The organism is Saccharothrix luteola (assembly GCF_020859565.1).
In the GTDB taxonomy this organism is placed as follows: Bacteria; Actinomycetota; Actinomycetes; order Mycobacteriales; family Pseudonocardiaceae; genus Actinosynnema; species Actinosynnema luteola.
In genome coordinates this window covers 26,684-45,990 of the sequence record NZ_JAJHUO010000055.1, presented here as the reverse complement: position 1 = coordinate 45,990, position 19,307 = coordinate 26,684, and the positions used below count along the sequence as shown (strand labels likewise).

14 protein-coding genes and 2 pseudogenes are annotated in these 19,307 nt (G+C 69.2%); 5 read left to right on the top strand and 11 right to left on the bottom strand.

What is annotated here, in order from left to right; genetic code table 11:
• Positions 1–127 precede the first annotated feature (127 nt).
• The 3 genes from LNK82_RS45710 to LNK82_RS45700 form a co-directional block, all read right to left on the bottom strand.
• Positions 128–1,174: a DUF4062 domain-containing protein gene (locus tag LNK82_RS45710; protein ID WP_230573072.1), complete on the bottom strand. Its 1,047-nt coding sequence runs from the start codon at positions 1,172–1,174 to the stop codon at positions 128–130.
• A 970-nt stretch (positions 1,175–2,144) separates the two neighbouring features.
• The gene (locus LNK82_RS45705; RefSeq protein WP_230573071.1) at positions 2,145–2,642 is read right to left on the bottom strand and encodes a hypothetical protein; all 498 of its coding nucleotides are present in this window, start codon (positions 2,640–2,642) and stop codon (positions 2,145–2,147) included.
• Positions 2,643–3,139: 497 nt separating this feature from the next.
• Positions 3,140–3,286 carry a hypothetical protein gene (locus LNK82_RS45700; RefSeq protein WP_230573070.1) on the bottom strand — a complete coding sequence of 49 codons (147 nt, stop codon included), beginning with the start codon at positions 3,284–3,286 and terminating at the stop codon, positions 3,140–3,142.
• Between the two features lie 27 nt (positions 3,287–3,313).
• Between LNK82_RS45700 and LNK82_RS47440 the strand changes: the two genes are divergently transcribed.
• Together LNK82_RS47440 and LNK82_RS45695 are read left to right on the top strand one after the other, a co-directional pair.
• Complete coding sequence (locus LNK82_RS47440) at positions 3,314–3,439, top strand: hypothetical protein (protein ID WP_268998193.1); 126 nt, start codon at positions 3,314–3,316, stop codon at positions 3,437–3,439.
• Positions 3,440–4,380: 941 nt separating this feature from the next.
• A complete protein-coding gene (locus tag LNK82_RS45695) occupies positions 4,381–5,322 on the top strand; it encodes a ThiF family adenylyltransferase (RefSeq protein ID WP_308257575.1) in 942 nt (313 codons plus the stop codon).
• 691 nt (positions 5,323–6,013) lie between these two features.
• On the opposite strand, the gene LNK82_RS45690 is transcribed toward LNK82_RS45695, so the two are convergent.
• Both LNK82_RS45690 and LNK82_RS45685 read right to left on the bottom strand, forming a co-directional pair.
• Positions 6,014–8,017: an NACHT domain-containing protein gene (locus tag LNK82_RS45690; protein ID WP_230573068.1), complete on the bottom strand. Its 2,004-nt coding sequence runs from the start codon at positions 8,015–8,017 to the stop codon at positions 6,014–6,016.
• Positions 8,018–8,330: 313 nt separating this feature from the next.
• Positions 8,331–9,092 carry a transposase family protein gene (locus LNK82_RS45685; protein WP_230573073.1) on the bottom strand — a complete coding sequence of 254 codons (762 nt, stop codon included), beginning with the start codon at positions 9,090–9,092 and terminating at the stop codon, positions 8,331–8,333.
• 31 nt (positions 9,093–9,123) lie between these two features.
• Between LNK82_RS45685 and LNK82_RS45680 the strand changes: the two genes are divergently transcribed.
• Both LNK82_RS45680 and LNK82_RS45675 read left to right on the top strand, forming a co-directional pair.
• Positions 9,124–9,309 carry a hypothetical protein gene (locus tag LNK82_RS45680; RefSeq protein WP_230573074.1) on the top strand — a complete coding sequence of 62 codons (186 nt, stop codon included), beginning with the start codon at positions 9,124–9,126 and terminating at the stop codon, positions 9,307–9,309.
• Between the two features lie 144 nt (positions 9,310–9,453).
• Positions 9,454–9,924, top strand: a complete 471-nt coding sequence (locus tag LNK82_RS45675) for a hypothetical protein (RefSeq protein WP_230573067.1) — start codon at positions 9,454–9,456, stop codon at positions 9,922–9,924.
• Between the two features lie 17 nt (positions 9,925–9,941).
• Here the strand turns inward: LNK82_RS45675 and LNK82_RS45670 are convergent, their stop codons facing one another.
• Positions 9,942–12,911, bottom strand: coding sequence for an AfsR/SARP family transcriptional regulator (locus LNK82_RS45670; protein ID WP_230573066.1), 2,970 nt, complete (start codon positions 12,909–12,911; stop codon positions 9,942–9,944).
• Between the two features lie 1,155 nt (positions 12,912–14,066).
• On the opposite strand from LNK82_RS45670, the gene LNK82_RS45665 reads away from it, so the two are divergent.
• On the top strand, positions 14,067–14,720 hold the full coding sequence (locus LNK82_RS45665; RefSeq protein ID WP_230573065.1) for a lytic polysaccharide monooxygenase: 654 nt from the start codon (positions 14,067–14,069) through the stop codon (positions 14,718–14,720).
• Positions 14,721–15,125: 405 nt separating this feature from the next.
• Here the strand turns inward: LNK82_RS45665 and LNK82_RS45660 are convergent.
• The 5 genes and pseudogenes from LNK82_RS45660 to LNK82_RS48565 form a co-directional block, all read right to left on the bottom strand.
• Positions 15,126–16,097: pseudogene (locus LNK82_RS45660) on the bottom strand (IS481 family transposase); the annotation flags it as partial.
• A 91-nt stretch (positions 16,098–16,188) separates the two neighbouring features.
• A complete protein-coding gene (locus LNK82_RS45655; protein ID WP_230573064.1) occupies positions 16,189–17,076 on the bottom strand; it encodes an integrase core domain-containing protein in 888 nt (295 codons plus the stop codon).
• A gap of 285 nt (positions 17,077–17,361) precedes the next feature.
• Positions 17,362–18,192, bottom strand: coding sequence for an integrase (locus tag LNK82_RS45650; protein WP_230573063.1), 831 nt, complete (start codon positions 18,190–18,192; stop codon positions 17,362–17,364).
• 229 nt (positions 18,193–18,421) lie between these two features.
• Positions 18,422–18,952 (bottom strand): EamA family transporter, encoded by a 531-nt coding sequence (locus LNK82_RS45645; protein ID WP_230573062.1) that lies wholly within the window; start codon positions 18,950–18,952, stop codon positions 18,422–18,424.
• Positions 18,921–19,304: pseudogene (locus LNK82_RS48565) on the bottom strand (EamA family transporter); the annotation flags it as partial. The gene LNK82_RS45645 and the pseudogene LNK82_RS48565, both read right to left, overlap by 32 nt.
• Positions 19,305–19,307: the final 3 nt, after the last annotated feature.

Sequence of the window (19,307 nt, the reverse complement as noted above, 5' to 3'; positions counted from 1 at the left end):
CGGTCCGGCGATACCACCGGGTCCGGTGACACCACCCCCCGGATCATGCGTTCGACTGGGGGCGTAAGTCATGCCGGACCCGGCGACCACAGCTCCTTGATCAGGAACCACGAAGAAGGTAACGGGGTTAGGTCTCGACCGTCGGCTCCTCGATCCCCAGCCCGTCGGTGCGCCTGCGGTAGTCCAGGTAGCTGCCGAAGGTCTCGTAGTCGTCGCACTTGAGCGCATAGTCGCGCAGCTCGATGAGGATCGGCCGCCAGCCCTCGAAGGCGGCGAGCGCCGGCTCGGTGCGCTGTTCGGCCAACGCCAACGCCAGGTACCGGGCGAGGGTCGACTTGCCCGCACCGGGATCCCCGAGCAGCACGCACGTGCGGGCCAAGGGCGAGGTGAGCGCGTAGAACGCACTGCGCGCGGGCTGGCGCCGGTACGAATCGCGGGTCTGTTCCACGAGGTGCCGGTCCAGCCCGCGAGGCAGTTCCGAGCTGGTCGGGGCGGCCGCCTCGGCCAGCTTGCGCAGCAGTTCCTTGGGCAGCTCGGTGTCCGGCATGTCCTCCCGGACATCCGGTTCGACGAAGACGTCCCTCAGCGCGATCTGCAGGTGCTCATCGCGGTCGGGCGGGGTGAGCGCTTCGAGATCGAGACGCCGGTACTCCTGGACCAGGCGCGTGCAGTAGGCATCCCACGCCGCATCCGACCCCACCGTGATCTTGTGCCGCTCCTGCAGGTGCCGGCCGACCACCTCGGCGACCTTGGCCCGAAGGTCGTCCACGGAGACGAACGTGTCGCACACGTGGGCCTCGAGGACGTGATCGCGGAAGCCGTCGATCAGCGTGGAGTCCCTGTCCATGGCCGAGCGCGGCCACATCGCGTCGGGGTCCAGCACGAACATCAGCCGCGGCACGCCCGCATCACCAGCGGTGCGGTACTCGAGTCCGGTGATCGAGGCCGTCTCCTGCGCCGGCACGAAGCCGTACCGCCAAGCCAGGACACCCACGTAGACGTCAGCTGCCCGGACGTCGTCCAGACATCGGTCGAGGGGCCGCTCCTCGCCCGCGGTGTAGGTCTCCATGGCGATGTCGTCGACACCCATCCGCTGCAGGGCGAGCCGGATCGCGCTGCGACAGTGCTGGAGGTCCTGGTAGGTCGAGGACACATAGACCCGTAGTGCGCTCATCCGGGTCCGGCGTGGCCGTGAGTCGGGTTTTCGCTCGTCGCTCCTTCAAGGCGCCGGATGACGCGGTGGGAGGTCCGGATGCTTGTCCTAGTCGAAGTCGAGCACGGCCACGTTACAAGAGTGGACTCGGCGACCGGAATGGCGCCCGACGGCAACTCTCCGGCCCCAGTCCGCCCCGGCGCCGGCGTAACGCACCCTCGTACGCCGTCCCAAACGCCCTGGGGGATCGTGACCGGGCCGTCCCGGCGCAGCGGCGCCTACAGTTGCACGCCGCCCGTGCATCACGAGGTCGAGCCGGAAAACCAGTGAACCCAAAACCCGAGCGCTGCTCCAATATCCTCATGAGTTACACGTAATCAGGTTGCGCGGACACTGAGGTTGTCAGGGATGGCGTACGGTCGCGCATCTTCTGTGTCGACCCCGACAGCCTCCACGCACTGCTCGCTATGCTCACACCGGGTCCTCGTCAGCCGATCCCGGCGGTTCTGCTGTCGGGGTTAATCGCCCTGCATCGCCTCCAACACCCGCGCCGAGCGCCTACACGCCGACCGGCAGGCGATCGAGTACAGCTCGCGCTACGTCCAGCGGAAACGACGGGCGGCACTCGCCCGAAACCTGGCAGAGGCCGCTTCCATCTTCCACGACTCGGCAGCGGAACCCGACGTGTCATAGGCCACGTACGGGGCGGTGGCTGCCCGCAAGCGGCCACCGCCCCCGCCCCTGCCCGAAGACGGGATGTCCACGCCCGTCGCCACGTCGCCGTGTACCTCATGGTGATCAGCAGCCCCTTGGCGGGCATGAGACCCTCCAGGATCCTCATCGTGGCCACCACCGGCCGGATGGATACCCAGAGCACGTCGCGGTCCACGCCTGCGGAACTGGTGGTCGCCCTGCGGGTGGGGCGAGGTGTGACCACCGCACCGCTGATCGGGTGTCGGGCCGGCGTGGCGCCCAGGAGGGTTGGGCCTTCTCAACGCCCTCGGTCCCGTCGCGGGATCACGGCGTGGTCGCGTTGCATGTCTCGATCCGGGTCTGGAGGAAGATTTCGACAGGCTTGGGGGACATCGCCCACGGCAGGCCATCGGCGCGGTGGCCCAGAACGCGGAAGTGGTCGATCCTCGGCGTAGCGCTCGTTCGCCGTCAGCGCCAGGATCGCCCAGCCCCGGTCGTTGCGCAGCCATCGGGTGTCGGCGCCCACGCCCGCCAGCCATGGCAGTAGCACGTCCAGTGCCGCCAGCGCCGTCGGCGAGCGGAACGGGTGGCGCTCGTCGTCTCCCAACTTGTGCGCCGCCCGCAGTGGGAGGGCCGCCAGCGACGGGGACGCCGCCGCCGCGCGGGTGGCGAAGTCGCGCATCAGCTCGTGCAAGCCCGACCACTTCTTGCACCAGTACTGCAACGCCTGCGCGTGCCCCATCCGGTGCAGCGGGGCGCGAGCGACCAGTTCGTCGCACACTTGCCCGAACCTCACGTGGGAGTAGGACAGTCCAAGGGCGAGCATCAGGAGCGTCACCCACGGCATCGGGTCCTCGGGCAGCGCCGTGGCCGGACCGGCTGTCCGGCAGGTAGGGCGGCTGCGGGTTGTTCCCACGTTCACCACTCGATCGATCACGGAGGGAGGTGCCCACCTCTACCCCGGCAGCATCGCCATGACTACGCCGCAGACCTTCGTCATGGCCTCCTTGCCGGACTTCCAAGCCGGTTTCGGAGTTGACCACCCACAACCGGTGGCCACGCGCTGCGTCCCGGCCCGTATTCATCAGGTTTGAGCCGGGTGCGACTTTACGAGGCGTCAGACGGTGGTTTCTCGCGTACACCTTCCCCGCGCTGCTTGCCGGACCCGGACCGTCTGATGATGCCGACCCGTCCCGGCGTTGTCAGGGCTGCTCCCATCGCTACGCGCGTTCCCGCGCATCGACTGCCCTCAGCTTCACCGGCCAGCTGCGACTGGTCGGCGGCGGAGTCCTCTCACCTCCACTCGATCGTGTAGCGCCTCGTGGCGCACTGGAAGAAGTCGCAGGCCAGCAGGCCCGCGGCCTGCGCGCGCAGGAACCGCCGCCACGAAGTGTCGCTGTCGCGCTCGGGTGCGGGCGGTATGCGTAGGCGCTTGAGCACGCGGCGCACAGTCGAGGCGGCGACCCGGTGGCCGAGCTTGAGCAGCTCGCCCTAAATCCTTCGGTGGCCCAGCAGGTGTTCTCCCGCGCCATCCGCTCGATCATCGCCACGATGGCATCGTCGACCGGTGGTCGCCCGGTCCGGTTCGGGTAGGTCCACTTCTTCGCGACCAGGCGCCGGTGCCATCGCAGGACGGTGCCCGGCGTCACCAACCGGTGTTGCCGTAACCAGTCGAGCAGGTGTCGCACCAACGCGGCGAGCGCCGCACGATCTGCCCAGTCCAACCGCGAGCGAGGCTTGGTCCGGCGCAGCACGGCGATCTCGTGCCGCAGCACCAGCAGCTCCACGTCCTTGTCCGCCGATGACCGGCCGAGCAGAACCAACCAGCCGACGACCCGGACGAAGATCAGGTAAAGCAGTCGTAGCGCCACGCCCCACGATCATGCTCCTGCGGCACGTGGTGCGCGATCACCGCAGATCAGCGCCTCAGTGCAGAGTTCTGACACCCCACAGGGGTTCTCGCGCGTTAGGCATAGTACCAGGAGTCGGATCGAGTGGATGGTTCGTGGTCGGCCGGGCCGCTTGGGGCGGGATCGGGCTGCGTGGCGGCGGTCGAGGAGGTTGCGGTGCCATCGCAGGCCTGTCTCCGGGCGTACCAGTAGTCGGAGTCGACGAAGCGCTTGCGTCGGGAGTCGGTGCAGCAGTGCCGCGAGGAAGGCCCGGTCGGCGGGGGAGAACCGTGGTCGGGTGTCTCCGTGTTGGCGTTGCAGGACGATGATCTGGTGGCGCAGCGCCAGGATCTCCGTGTCTTTGTCCCGGTCGCTCATGGGTAGCAGGCGCAGCAGCGCGAACGTGTTGGTCACGCCGAGGTAGGCCAGTCGGAGCGGCACAGCCGATCATCATGCCGTGCTGGCCGACACCACGGCGGATGGCAACCGTGACCCTGAGCCCTCTCGATGCCCTGGGTGCCGCGCGTCCTCTACCTGCATGGATGAGGTTATCGGCAGGCACACGGCTTCTCCACCGTCGACCTGAGCAGCCACGAGCGGGGATACCCGGCACTGCAGCAGATCACGGGGCAACTCGTCGGCGCCGTGGTGTTCACCCCGCAGGCCGCCGCCGGGGACCTGTGGCTGCCCGACGGAACCAGGACCACCCTGGCCGAAGTCGTCGTGCCCGACAACAACGTCCTGCGACCGCAACCCCGTCCCGCCGAACCGCCGGCACGAGACCCGGAGTACGACCGGCAGTCCCGCCTCTTCGGGGACCGGGGGCAGGAAACGCTGCGCCGACTGCACGTGGCCGTGGTCGGGCTCGGCGGCGTGGGCAGCGTGGTCGTGGAACTGCTCGCCCGGCTCGGTGTCGGACGCCTGGTCCTCATCGACGCCGACCACGTGGCCGGCACCAACCTGCCACGCCTGATCGCCGCCCGACGCGACGACATCGGCCGACCGAAGACCAGCCTGGCCGCGCGCAACGCCCGACAAGCCAACCCCGAAGTCATGCTGACCTTGATCCAACAGGAGGTGCAGACCCCTAGGGCGCGTGACGCGCTCGCCGACTGCGACTGGATCTTCCTCGCCGCAGACACCGACGCCGCACGCCACTGGGTCAACGAAACCGTCCACCAGTACCTGATCCCGGCGACGCAGATCGGGGTCAAGATCCCCGTGGACGCCAACGGCACGCTGGGGCAGATCCACGCGGTCACCCGGCCGATCACTCCCGATGGCGGCTGCCTGTGGTGCAACGAGCTGATCGACGCGACCGAACTGGCCATCGACATGCTCCCCGACGCCGAACGCGAGCGGGCCCGCTACGTCCCCGGTGTACCCGCGCCGAGCGTGATCGCCCTCAACACCCTCGCCGCCGCCGAGGCCGTCAACCACTTCATGCTCGCCGCCACCAACCTTCACCATGACGACACCGGCCAAGCGGCAGTCCTCCACCGCCCCCGAAGCCGTGACCGCGACCTGCAGAACCCTCGACACGACCCGCAGTGCCCGACATGCTCAAGGTGCCATCAGGTCACTTGATCCGCTCTACTCTGCTGGTCAACCCCTGTATCGGGATAGGTGAGACCGCAGCGCCACTCTGGCGTGAGTGCCGCGGTGAGTCGGTACCTGCTCGTCTCAGGAGGGAAGGTGCCGAGTGGCGCTGGTTGTTGAGGGTCCGATCGAGGTCGACACCGGAGCCGGTCCGACGGTGTTCTTCGGGGTTACCGAGTCGATTGCTTTGGGAGCGGCGGAGATCCGGCTGTGCGGGTCCCCGCCTCTCCCAGTGGGTCCGACCGGCCAAATCGGTCGATCCCGTCGCGTCATCGCGGTCAACGCCCCTGTCGTTGAGTTGCTGAACACTGGTCGCGTGGCTGTGGTGGGCACGAGAGGCCTCCCATGGGACGTGCGTGCCGAAGGGGTCGGACGATGGTCCAGGACGTTGTTGGACACCCGGGAATCGCGATTTTTGCAGATTGGATATCCGGTGTCGTTCGTGCGCCGGAATGGGACGCCGCCCCGGTCGTGAGAGGGCCGGTCCGCTGGACGGCTTTTGGGTCTGACTACCACGGATTGTCGGTCTCGGATGGGAGAATGGAATCGCATCCCGTCGTCGATACGGCGGGCGGCCCGTGGTTCGGGGAGGCCAAACCCCGCTTGTCGGCGATCACGGCCCCTCCGTGTCGACCATGGTCTACGTCGGATAGCACTACTTCACGATGTCGGCCGCGCTTCATAGCTTGGGTGAGAGAAGCCACTCCTGGAACTCATTGTGCCTGAACTGGATTGCCGTGCCTGCCATCCTGGTCAGGCCAGCCCGGACAGTCCAGTCGAAGAATGCGGCGAGGCGTCGCGGGCTACGGCCCTTCTTCGACGCGCGCCAGACAAAGATCAGGTAGCGTGGCCATGGCGAGCTCGCCCTCGTGACGAGGCCGAGGGCCATGCCCAGGAAGAAAGCAGCCGAGCGGTTGAGCACCGCAAAATGCAGCGGCTCGTCCTCGACTACTACTCCTTGTACAGTCGAGCATAGGTGCACTAGTAGGCCGAACCCGACTACGACCGTCACGTCGAAGGTCAACCCTGATCGTACAATCTGCGTGGGATTTCGAGCGAAGTCTCCGCCTGAGACAAACCCGCCCGCGAGTAGGAACATCGCCATAACGGCCACGGTCACGGTCACCCCGAGCAAGACACTTTCCTGCGCTATACCAGCCAACGCCCCGGTACACGCCGCCATAGGCAGAAATTCGCGGAAGTAGGGCAGATTGAACGCGGTCCGATCGAATTCGCGGTGGGCGACCTGGCGCCTACCCGAGCGGAGAAGCGCAATCGGTGCGAGGACTGCGATCGGCGGTACCACCGTGTCGAACAACGCCGACCACGTGGCGGGCGAGGCACCTCTGACCACGAGGATGATTCCCGCGACGATCAGCAACGGGGCGAGGATGAGGCTGACGTTGACCGCCGCCGACGCGAGCCGGAACGCCATCGGCGACCGCGCGACCTCGCCGTCGCCAAGCCACAGACGATCCAAATGTAGGTCGACCGATGACCCGCCATGTGCGCCTGCGCGTTGTAACCGACCGGCGAAGTACCGCAGCCAAGCGGTGGCGTCCTCTGCCGATACCTTTGCGTCTCGGGGCCCTTTATGCTGCGCCGCCGCCGCATCCACGAAGCGGGACAAGAGGTGCTTCATCACCTCGTCGGCCTTTAAGTTGCACAACGTCTTGGGCGTCGACTGTTGGTCCTTGTACGTCGTCACGGCCAGGTAGAGTCCCAGCGGCGAGGACAGGGTTCGGGCCAGCGCACCTGCGGGCCTACGCCGCAGTTGCGTCACGACCGGACGCCAGCGACGTTGCAGCCCGTCGCTTTGTGACCGGTCACCGAACCGGTGTGTCAACCAGCCGATCACTTGGTCCACACCCAGCGGCTTGGCTACCACCACCGTGCTGTCCTCGATCGTTCCGTCACCGAGCTGCCAGTAGCGGTCGGTGCGGCAGGTCAAGACGAACGGCCGCGGCAACGGCCCGTGGGAGGTGTTCAACGCGGCCACCACGTCGAAGGCCCGGTTCGGGAGATCACCGTCCATCTCGTCAAGACCGTCCAGCACAGGCAGTATCCGTCGGTCTTCCACGAGAGCGCTCGCCAGATCCGGCCTGAGGCCGAACCCACTGGCCAACTCGTCCGCCATCCACCGGTCGAGCCGCGCCACTGGCTGATCACCCGGCGGAAACGCCGGAAGGCTCAGCCGGACCGGCACTAAGCCCGTCTGCGAACCCGATAGCGCTGCCTCGACGAGATCGAGCAGCAGCCGGATCGCCAGCACGGTCTTGCCAGCCCCCGCTTCGCCCAACACGACGAGCCGCCCGCGGTCTAGGGTGGTGTAGAAGTCCGCGACAGACAGCAATGAACCCTCGTGCTCGTCACCGTCCGTGCGCCACCGGACAAGCGCGGCGGCCGGCTGCGCGAAGCGCAGGTCCGCAGGCACGGCGTGTCCGCTGTCGGACAGCAAACGCCGCAGCACCTCCGCTTCGCGCGTGGCGATTCGGGTGGCGAGCCTGCGTGCCTCAATGTCGAGTTCGGCCGCTCCGTACACGTGCGGCCGCAGTGAGAACCCTGAAGCCGACAGGGCCACGCCCAACAGCCCGACGGGCAAGGCGAAGACGTTGGCGATCTCCGCTCCGCGGGTGCCATGTAAAAGCATCCACGCCGTCGGCGCTCCCAACGCCAAGAGCACGCCACCTACGAGGAACAGCCGAGCCGGCAATGACCATGAACTTAAGCCCACGAGAAACATATCGTCCGAGACGCTTCGTTCGTTCCACACGGGCGCGCCGACCCTGCTCCAGTTGAAGCGGCTCGCCAAGGCGCGCTAAGTGAGGCAAGGTGTCACGCCGGATACCATCGGCACTTCAGCCGTCGAGGTAGGGCTGGAGATCATCCGGTGTGAGGGTCGGCGGGTCCGGCATGACGGGCATGATGCTGAGTGGGTCGAGCGCTTCGATGTGGGCCCTGGCCCTGTGCTTGCCGAAAATGAGCCTTTTCCAACCTCATCCAGCGTTGAGGTGAAGCGTGAGGACGGCTCTGGTCAGGTCGGTGATGCGGGTGGTGGAGCAGCGGAGTCTGCGCAGCAGCCGCCAGGCCTTCAGGGTCGAGACGGATCGTTCGCCGAGTGCGCGGATGCGGGCATGCGAGCGGTTGACGGCCTGCTGACCGGGCGAGAGGTTGTGCCACTTGCCGCGATAGGGCACGCGGATTGGACCACCGGCTCCCCGGTAGGCCTTGTCCGCCCAGCATTGGATGTTCGCTGCGGTCAGGGCGTCGACGATGCCGTGGGCGCGGGCCGCGGTCAGGTCGTGGGTCGAGCCGGGTAGCGCGGGCGAGGTCCACAGCAGTCGCCCGGCCGGGTCGGCGAGGACTTGGACGTTCATGCCGTGGCGCTTGTGCTTTCCCGAGTAGTACGGTCGGTCGGCGGCGATGCGGTCGATGGGCAGCACGGTGCCGTCGAGGATGACGTAGGCCTTGCGCGTGGCGACTTTCACCGCGTCGGCCACGTCCGGTGCCAGTGCCGCCAGGAGTTGGACGGCTTCGTGGATATAGCGGCAGACGGTGGCCAGGCCGACGCCGAACCCCGCGGCCAGGCGGCTGCAGGTGTCGCCGCAGCGTAGGTGCGCCAGCACCAGCAGGGCTTGGCGTCCGCGATCGAGCCTGCGCCACCTGCTGCCGATCCGGCGCCGGTGCGCGGTCAGTTCCCGCGCTAGGAACTGAAAGTGTGAACTGGACAGGTCGATCGCGTATGGGTAAACAAGCACTCGAAGCGCCTGCCACCTGATCGACGACCGGGTGGACGCGGGAGTGGAGGCGGGGGAGTGTGCGGTCGAGCTGTGCGAACGGCTGGGGTCCCACCGCACCGTCGAGCGGCTGCGGCAGTTGCGCAACGAGGTGGAACGGCGGCGATCCCACCGCGGGGCACGCGAACTCGCCGATCGCATCCGCGCGTTCCGGCCACCGTCCTCGGTGGAGTGCTGACCGCGCCCGCGGCCACCGCGATGGTTGGTTCGCGGCTGCCGGAACTCCGCCGATCCTCCTCCGAACCCGCTCCGAATCGCCTTCTCGCGCGCGAGGGGTGCGGCTGTTAGAGGGTTGTGAGACCGCGGGCCCACGCTCACCGGCATGAGAAAACTGACATGGATCGCCGCGCTGGTCGGCTTGTTGCTGGCCGTGTTGTCCGGGGGCGCTTCGGCGACAGCCGCAGACGCGGCACCCGACCGCCAGGTGCACACCCTCGACGTACCGGTGGCCGGCACCGCCGGCGCAGGCGAGGCGGCCTGTGAAGCCCGGCTGAACAACGGACCCATCGGTCACGGCATCTGCGGCACGGATGCGACGGAGATGAGGTTCTCCGACGGAACCCAACGCATGTTCATCATCGGGCTCGACCACGCGGTCTGGAACATCGTCCAGTACCCGAACGGCACGCAGAGCGGGTGGCGCAGCCTCGGCGGCTGGCTCAAGGTGGGCGTGTACCCGTACATCTACGACCAGCGGTACTCCTACGACCTGGAGATCTGGTCCTACGGGCGCGACAGCCTGAAGTGGTGCCGGGCACTGCACGGCAGCTGGGGCGCGTGGCACCGTTGCTGATCCGCTGAAGGGGTCGCTCACCGGGGGAACGGCGGGCGACGGAGGCAGGCTTCCTCCAAGCCCAGGCCGGCGACGACGGCCTGGGCCTCGTCGTCGCAGGCCCGCGCGGCGGCGCTGTCGCCGACCGCGGCGAGGGCACGGGCGAGCCGGGCGAGGGCACGGGCGACGTCGAGCGGGTCGGCGGCCCGGCGGCGCAGCTCGACGGTGTCGCGCAGCAGGTCGACGGCGTCCGGCCAGCGCCCGCACAGGGCGGCGATGTCGGCGAGGCTGCGCAGCACGCTCGCCAGACCGTCCCAGTTCGCGCGCTTGTCCTGCACGACCCGCAGCTCGTCCAAGCGGGCGGCGGCCCGGTCCAGCCGCCCGAGCGCGATGTCCACGTCGGCGGCGGTGTGCCCGATGGCGGCCAAGCCGAACTCGTCACCGACGGCGCGGGCGATCCCGGCGCTCTCGGTGAGCACCCGCTCGGCTTCGTCGAGCGAGCCGACGTCGATCAGCGCCATGCCGTAGCGGCGCAGCAGGATCGCGGTCTGCCGGGACGGCCGCTCGTCACGCTCCACCTCCAGCGCCTCCTGGAACAACGGGAGGCTCTGCTCGGGCCGACCCGCCTCGGCGTGCACGTCGGCCAGGCCGCGCAGCGGTTTGGCGAGGAACTGCCCGCCGAGCCGGGCCTCCCGGGCCACGGCGATCGCCTGTTCGAACCACCCGGCGGCCTCGCCGAGTCGTCCGGTCATGAGCGCGGCGACACCGCGGTGGTGCAGGGCGCCCGCCTGGCGCGCCGGGTCGCCGAGCGTCCACGCCAGGTGCACCTGGCGGTCGGCGACGGCGGGCAGCTCGGTGTAGCGGGACATCTGCAGGCTCGCCAGGAACAGCGCGTGCAGCAGGCGCACGCTCAGGTCGTGGTGGCCCTCGACGGTGACCGCGTCGATCGCGGTGCGCAAGGCGTGGTCGCGGTCGTCGTCGTAGGCGCGCAGCTGGAGGAACCCGACCAGCCGCAGGGCCAGCGCGCCCGCCAGGTACGCCTCGCCGAGCGCGCACGCCTGGTCGACGGCGGTGAGCAGGCTGATGCGCCCGGTCTCGCACCAGTCCAGCGCCGTGTCCCGGCTGGGAGGGCTCGCCCCGTCCGGCAGGGGCGGCGCGGCCAGTCCCGCCGCGTTGTCGGTTCCGTGGTCGATCACCTCGTCGGCCGCGGTGAGCAACGCCAGCCAGCCGTTCAGTACGCGGACCTGCGCTGCGGTGCGCTCCTGCTCTCCTTCCTCGGTGGTCGCCTGTTCGACGGCGTAGTCGGCGACGAGGTCGTGTAGCCGGTAGCGGGCCCGGCCGACCGGCTCCACCAGGTGCACCTCGACGAGCTGGTCGAGCAGCCGGTCGGCGTCCGGCGTCCCGGCCACCGCCCGCGCCACCCACGCGGGCCAGTCCGGCGCGGCGATCAGGCCGAGCCTGCGCAGCACGAGGCGCTGCCCGGGGGAGAGCGCGTGGTAGGTCAGCCCGATGCTCGCACGGACGTCGAGGTCGCCGATGGACAGCTCGTCCAGCCTGCCGCGGTGCTCGGCGAGCCGGTCGGCGAACTCGGCGAGCGTCCACTGCGGCCGCACTGCCAGCCGTGCCGCGGCGATCGACACGGCCAGCGGCAGCCGTCCGCACGACTCCACGACCGCCGCCGCGGCCTCCGGCTCGGCTCGCACCCGCTGGTGGCCGACGACGCTGGTGAGCACCGCGATCGCGTCGTGGCGCCGCAGCACCGGGACCGTCCAGCGGTGCACGCCGACCAGCGCCGCCAAGGCGCGGCGCGAGGTCACCAGGACCGCGCACCCACCGGAGCCGGGCAGCAGCGGCCGCACCTGCTTCTCGGCGGCCACGTCCTCCAGCACCACCAGCGTCCGGGTGCCCGCGAGCCTGCTGCGGTACAGCGCGACGCGCTCGTCCGGGTCCTCCGGCAACGCCGACGCGGCGACGCCGAGCGCCCGCAGGAACCGGGCGGTGACGGCGTGCGGGTCGGCCGGGTGCGCCGAGCTGCCGCGCAGGTCGGCGTACAGCTGCCCGTCGGGGAACCGGTGGACCGACTGGTGGGCGGCGACCAGCGCCAGGGTGGTCTTGCCGATCCCGCCGGGGCCGACCAGCAGCCCGACCGGCGCGACGTCACCCGTCGGGCGCAGGGCGGTGGTGATCCGGTCGAGCAGGTCGTCCCGGCCGGTGACCACCGGGGGTCGTGGTGGGAGCTGGCGGGGCACCACGTGCTCGGGCCCGCGGTCCGGCTCGGACGCGTCGTCGCGCAGGATGCGCTGGTGCAGGTGGCGCAGGGAGCGCCCCGGCTCGATGCCCAGTTCCTCGGCGAACAGGCGGTGCACCCGCTGGTAGCAGGTCAGCGCGTCCGCGCGCCGCCCCGCCGCGACCAGGGCGAGCATCTGCTTCTCGTGCAGGAACTCGCGGAACGGGTGCTCGGCGATGAGCGCCGGCACCTCCGCGAGCACGACGTCGGCCCGGCCCAGTGCCAGCTCGGCGTCCAGCCGCGCCTCGACGGCGGCCAGCTTCTCGTCGTGCAACGCCTGCCGGACCGCGCCGACTGACTCGTCGGCCACGTCCGCCAGGGCCGGCCCCCGCCACAGGGCCAGCGCCTTGGTCAGCGCCGCCACGGCACCGGCGTGGTCGGTCTCGGCGCCGGCCCGCCTGCCCCGGTTGACCAGCGCCCGGAACTCGGCGAGGTCGAACCCGTGCGGGCCGAGGGACAGCTGGTAGCCGCCGGGCCGTGAGGCGATCAGCTCACCGCTCGCGTGCAGCCGACGTCGGAGGTTGCTGATCATGTTGTGCAGCTGCGCCCGCGCCGAGGACGGGGGATCGGGCCACAGCGCGTCGACCAGCGCGTCCGCCGTGACCAGCCGGTCGGCGCCGAGCAGCAACGTGGCCAGGACGAACCGCTCCCTGGCGCTGCCCGTCGCCAGCCGCTCGCCCCCGTCGAGCACCTCGACCGGTCCGAGCACCCCGAAGTACAACCGCCGAACCTCCGCCAGTTCCACTGCGCCGCGCCTGCGGTGGGCCCGCGCGGGAGCCCACGGCCGGCGGCGTCGAGTCGGACACCCCGCGGACCCGAACCCCTCCCCGTCGTCGGGCCCGGTCCGAGTCTGCCACCGCGCTGCCTCCCGGAGACGTGTTTGAGATTTCCGGGCGCCGGGGGTGTGCGTCTCTCACCCGCTTGGCCCTCTTCGGTGGCGGCTCACCGGTTGTCGAGCGGCGCAGTTCGCGGATCACTCCTCGCCGGACGGATCGTCCTGCGCACCGTCGTACTCCTGGCGGAGCCGCGCCGGCTCCTGGAGCGCCGACAACAGCTCGTCCTCGCGGTAGGTGCGGCCGGCCTCCAGGTAGTCGGGTGCCGGCGCCGGACCGGAGGTGGCGGTCGTGGGAGTGCCGAGGCTGCGGCGTGGTGAGCGCCGGCTACTCGGTGCGGGCCGACGCGGTGTTGTGTGCGGCGTGCGTGCGGGTACGCGAGGGCAAGACATTGGTCAGCGCCCGCGAGGTGTGGGAGGAGATCGTGGAGCTGGAGACCAGACGACTGGGGCGTCGGACCGCCTTTCGCGAGCGAGTTGGCGGAGGCGCGGGCGTTGCGGGAGTCGGCGTCGGAGGTGTTCGAGGCCGCGCTGGAGACCGAGCTGCTGCACGTGGCCGACGCGGACGGCACGGTGCGTCCGGCGAAGTGCGCCCGGTGCCGTGGGCCGGTGCGGGCACGGGACGGGGCGAGGTTCGGCGCGGCCCTGTACCTGCCGAAAACTCCATCCACGCAGGTAGAGGGCGTTTCGGGCCAAAGACCTCGAAGCGCTCACAGCACGGCTGTCATCCGGCGTGGCATTGGCCAGCACGGCATGATGACCGGTTGTGCTGCTCTGATTGGCCTACCTCGGTGTGACCAACGCGTTCGCGCTGCAGTGCCTGCTGCCCATGAGCGATCGGGACGAGGACGTGAAGATCCTGGCGCTACGCCACCAGCTCACGATCCTGGAACAACGACGGTGCGTTTGTAGTTCGAGGATGAGGTGGTCACCGGCAACCACTCCGTCGGCGCTGTCCGACCCCGTGCACGGACGGTTACAGTTCGATGCAGGAGCGCTCCCATCACATCCTTGACGGATCATCCTCGATGAGGAGGAGAGAGAGTGGCGCTCATATCGCTCCCTGCAAACAGCAAGAGCCTGCTCGTCCGGGTCTTCGCGACGTTTCTGACCGTGGGCGCGCTCATGGCGAGCGTGCTGACCGGCGTCGCCGAGGCGTACGGGACCCCCACCGATCCGCCGTCGCGGACCTATGGCTGCTGGAATCGTTGGCACACCGACCCCTTGAACCCGGTGATGCCCCAGGCCGACCCGATGTGCTGGCGGCTCTGGCAGTCCGACCCCAGCGCGAGGTGGTACACGGAGGGTGTGTACCGCGATGGTGCGGAGGGCCCGGTTCCCAACGGCCGGTTGTGCAGCGCCGGGCAGGCGCGGTACGGGGCGCTGGACGAACCAGGCAGGTGGCAAGCGGTACCCAGAAGCAGGCAGTTCACCGTCACCGTGATCGACCGGACCCGTCTCGGGGCGGACTACCTGCGGGTGTACCTGACGAAGCAGGGGTACGATGCGACGACCACGCGGTTGGGCTGGAACCACCTCGATCTGGTCATGTCCACCGGACGCATCACGAATGTCGGACAACTTTCGTTCATGTTGGACGCGGCCAACCGCACCGGTCGTCACGTGGTGTACTCGGTCTGGCAACTCGGCAGCTCGGACCGGGCGTACTACTCCTGCACGGACATCATCTTCCAGTGATGTCTTGAGGCGCTGTGCCTGCCGATAACTCCATCCATGCAGGTTGAAGCCGTGCGTAGCGTGAGGGGCGGAGGTGCTCGTGAGTGCGACTGCAGGTCCGCAGCGTCCTCGGCTGACACGGCATGATGACCGACTGTGCTGCTCCGACTGGCCTACCTCGGTGTGACCAACACGTTCGCGTTGCTGCGCCTGCTGCCCATGAGCGACCGGGACAAGGACACGGAGATCCTGGCGCTGCGCCACCAGATCACGGTCCTGCAACGCCAACTCGAAGACGCCCGCCCGCGGTTCTCCCCCGCCGACCGGGCCTTCCTCGCGGCACTGCAGCCGCCGGATCCGCGTCCTCGGCGCCACCGCGCACCCAACCGCATCCTGGGTCACCCCAAGCCGCCAGGAACCTCGCCATGTGGCTGGTGGTCGGTTCCCGGCAGCGGTGTGGGGGCGATGGTAGTTGTAGTGCACATTCCAGACCGCCAAGGCGTCGATGCGTTGTTGTTCGCTGGTCCGGACGCGGGCATGGAGGAACTCGTCGCCCAGGGTGCGCTGGTAGCGCTCGACCTTGCCGTTGTGGCGCGGGGTGTAGGGCGTGATGCGCTGGTGGCGGGCTCCGAGCAGGACCTTGGCGAAGTCGTGGGCGCGGTAGCAGGAGCCGTTGTCGGTGACGACGCGGTGGATGTGGTCGATGCCGTGGGCGGTGAAGAACGCCCGGGCGCGGTGGGTGAAGCCGATCGCGGTGACCGCCTTCTCGTCGGGCAGGGCTTCGGTGTAGGCCAGGCGGGAGAAGCCGTCGACCGCGGAGTGCAGGTAGGTACAACTCCGCCGGGCGCCGGTCTTCCCGGTGGCGGTGTTCTTGGCGCGTTCGACCTGTTTGGCCTGCTCGCTGCCCCGATCGTGGGCCCGCCATCCGCCACCGTCGGGGATGACGCCGACCTTCTTGACGTTCAGGTGGACCATGTGGCCGGGCCAGCGGACGATGATCCGGCGGGGCGCGCGGTTGTTCTCCCCGGTGGGGTCGAGAAAGCGACGACGGTTGAGCCCGAGGTGGGCCAGGTGTCGGCCGACGGTGCGCACCGAGACGGTAATGCCGTCGGCGGCGAGTTCCAGGGCGATTCGGCGGGCCGACCATTTGTGATCCCGGCGCAGCCGCTCGATCCGGACGACGACCTCGGCGGAGGTGGCGGTGGGCTGCCAGTGCGGAGCGCTGGGGCGGTCGGCCAGGCCGGCCTCGCCGAAGCGGCGGCGGCGGTTGACCCACTTGGATGCGCTCTGGCGCGAGATGCCCATCTTCGCCGCGACATGTGCGATCGGGCGGGTGCGGCAGCGCTGGACCAGGCCGTGGCGGCCTCCGACGGACAGCGAGGCGTTACGGTGGAGCACGGACGGGTCTTCTGCTCGGCGGATGTGTTGGTCGCACTTCTCATCCTGCCGCCGAAAGACCCTGTGCCGCTCGAAAAATCATCGCTGCTGGTCAAGCGGCGTGTCTGTACTCGTTGATCAGACCGCCGAGAACTCGGTTGCGTTGCAGTCTGCGGGTGTCGAGGTTGTGTACTGCCGCAGGGTGCTGCCGGGCGTCGGGTGGTAGTTGGTCGCGGGCCTGGTGGGGTCGGTGTCGGTTGTAGTGGTCTTCGTAGGTCGTGAGGACTTGTCGTGCGTGGGCTTCACCCATGATCAGGATATGGTCGAGGAGTTCGCGTCTGATGGTGCCGATGACCCGTTCGCAGTGGGCGTTCATCCGGGGTGCCTGCGGCGCGCTCTTGATGATGCGTAGGCCGTCCGCCAGGAAGACGCTGTCGAACGTCTGGCTGTACTTGCCGTCGCGGTCACGGAGAAGGAAGCGCAGGGACTCCATCCGGTGTCCGAGGTCGGCGGCGAGGTTCCTGGCCTGCTGGGTCGTCCACTCCCGGGTCGGGTGGGACGTGACGCCGGTGACGTGCAGGCGGCGGGTGCCGTGTTCGAGGAATACCAACGCGTACAGACGCCTGCCGAGCGCGGTGTCGAGGTGGAGGAAGTCCGCCGCGATGATGCCCTGGGCCTGGGCGGTGAGGAACTCCCGCCAGGTCGGAACATTGCGGCGTGGTACCGGGTCGATGCCCGCGTCGCGCAGGATCTGCCAGACCGTCGAGTGGGCGATGTGGTGGCCGAGCCGGGCCAGTTCACCCTGGATCCGCCGATGACCCCACCGCGGGTTCTCCCTGGCGAGCCGCAGCACGAGCGTCTTGACCGCCGCTCGGGTTGGTGGGCGCCCGGCACGTCGACGCGCGGAGTGGTCCCACTTGCGGGCTATGAGTTTGCGGTGCCAGGTGAGCAGGGTGCCCGGCGTGACCGGGAAGACCTCCCGCCACCGGCGGCGATCCACCAGTGCGGACAGGGCGGCGAACCAGAACCGGTCCGCGGGACTCGTAGCGGACCGGGCCTGCGAGTTGCCGGCGAAGGACCGCGTTCTCGTGCCGCAGCACGAGCAGCTCGGCGTCCTTCGCTGCCTCGCCGCGCAGCAGCACCGACGGGACGGACAGCAACTTCCGGGTCACCTTGTACAGCAGGGACACGATCACCCGGACATGGTCTCAACGCGGCGGCACCCCGCTCTACCAGCAGCGATGACTTTTCGAGCGGCACAGGATCCAGCGTTCCATGATCCCGTTCATCCGCGGTATCCGGACACCGGTGAGGACGACCTGGATACCGACGTCGGCGAGGACGAGTCGAACAGGGCGGGGAACTTTCCATCCCGGTCGCGGATCAGGAACCGCGCGGAACTACCCGCCTCCTCGAGATCCATGACAAAGTTCCTGGCGGCTTGGGTGACCCAGGAGGCGGTCGGGTGTGTGGTGGCGCCGAGCACGCGGATCCGGCGGCTGGCGTGCTTGATCACCGCGAGCACGTACAGGCGGGTACCGCTCAGGGTGGTGGTCTCGAAGAAGTCGCAGGCCAGGAGCGCGTCGGCTTGGGAGCGGAGAAAGGCCGACCAGGTCGTCGTGGTGCGTTCGGGTGCCGGGTCGATCCCGGCGTCCTTGAGGATCTGCCACACCGTGGATGCGGCGCTCTTGATGCCGAGTACGAGGAGTTCGCCGTGGATGCGGCGGTAGCCCCAATTGGGATTCTCCCGTGCCAGGCGCGGCACCAGGAGCCGGATCGAGCGGACGGTCCGTGGTCGACCGGGCCGCTTGGGGCGGGATCTGGCTGCATGGCGGTGGGCGAGGAGGTCTCGGTGCCATCGGAGCACCGTCTCCGGGCGCACCAGTAGTCGGAGTCGACGAAGCGCTTGCACCGGAAGTCGGTGCAGCAGTGCCGCGAGGAAGGCCCGGTCGGCGGGGGAGAACCGTGGGCGAGCGTCTCCGAGTTGGCGTTCCAGGATCGTCATCTGATGCCGCAGCGCGAGGATCTCTGTGTCTTTGTCCCGGTCGCTCATGGGCAGCAGACGCAGCAACGCGAACGCGTTGGTCACACCGAGGTAGGCCAGTCGGAGCAGCACAGTCGGTCATCATGCCGTGTCAGCCGAGGACGCTGCGGACCTGCAGTCGCACTTACGAGCACCTCGGCCCCTCACGCTACGCACGGCTTCAACCTGCATGGATGGAATTGTCGGCAGGTACAACGCGCGCGAGCCGGAGTCGCTCCCGGTGGACGTGCTGGTCTGCGGAACGCGGGGCTCAGGTCGCGGGCCTACGGGCGAGCGAGCTTCGCCCTTGCTGTGCTCCAGGTCAGAAGCCCGTGGCCAGGAGGGACAGACCCAGCACGACCGCTGCGGCCGCCAGCAGTCTCGCGCGCCGGTGTCCTTCCGCCAGCAGCGTGCCGCTCGCCAAGACGACGAGCAGCACGCTGGCCTCGCGGATCGGGGACACGACGCTGACGGGCGCCAGTCGCAACGAGAACAGGAACAGCAGGTACGGCAGAGGCATGATGGTCGCGGCGCCGCAGAGCAGCAGGCGGCACTCATGCCACAGCTTCCGCACCTCGGCCCGCCTGCGGTGGGCCACCGGCGCCAGTAGCAGGACCCGGCCCGCGTCGTCCACCCAGTTGAGCAGCAGCGGGGAGATCGCCAACGGCCCGACGGCGTGCTGATCCCACAGCGTATAGCCGGCGATGGCGACACCGGAGAGCAGCCCGTAGCCGACCGCGCGGGGGGGGGGGGGGGCGGCCGCCCGGGGGGGGGGCCGGGGGGGGGGCGCCCCCCCCCCCGCCCATGCCGAGCACCACGACCCCGGCGACCACCGCGGCCAGACCGATGACACCGGTAGTGCTCGGCACCTGACCGAGGAACACCATGCCCCCGACAGTCGACAGGACCGGTCCGGTGCCGCGGGCGATCGGGTACACCAGGGAAAGGTCCCCGGACCGGTACGCGTATTGCGTGACCACGAGATACACGAGGTTGATGACGATGCTGCCCGCCATGAAACCGGCCTGGGGCGCTGAAACGGACAGCCGCAAACCGTCGGTCAGCCAGATCGCCACAGGTGCGTAGACGACGAAGGATCCGAGAGAGGCCAGCCAGATGAACGAGAACGGGTCGTAGTGCGAGAGGCGTTTGCCCAGCAGGCTCCACCCCGCGTGGAGGGAGGCTGCCAGAAACGCCAGGGACACAGC

Bases quoted from the DNA above. Each gene is read 5' to 3' on its own strand.
- LNK82_RS45675 (WP_230573067.1), top strand. From the start codon at position 9,454: ATGAGAAAACTGACATGGATCGCCGCGCTGGTCGGCTTGTTGCTGGCC.
- LNK82_RS45710 (WP_230573072.1), bottom strand. From the start codon at position 1,174: ATGAGCGCACTACGGGTCTATGTGTCCTCGACCTACCAGGACCTCCAG.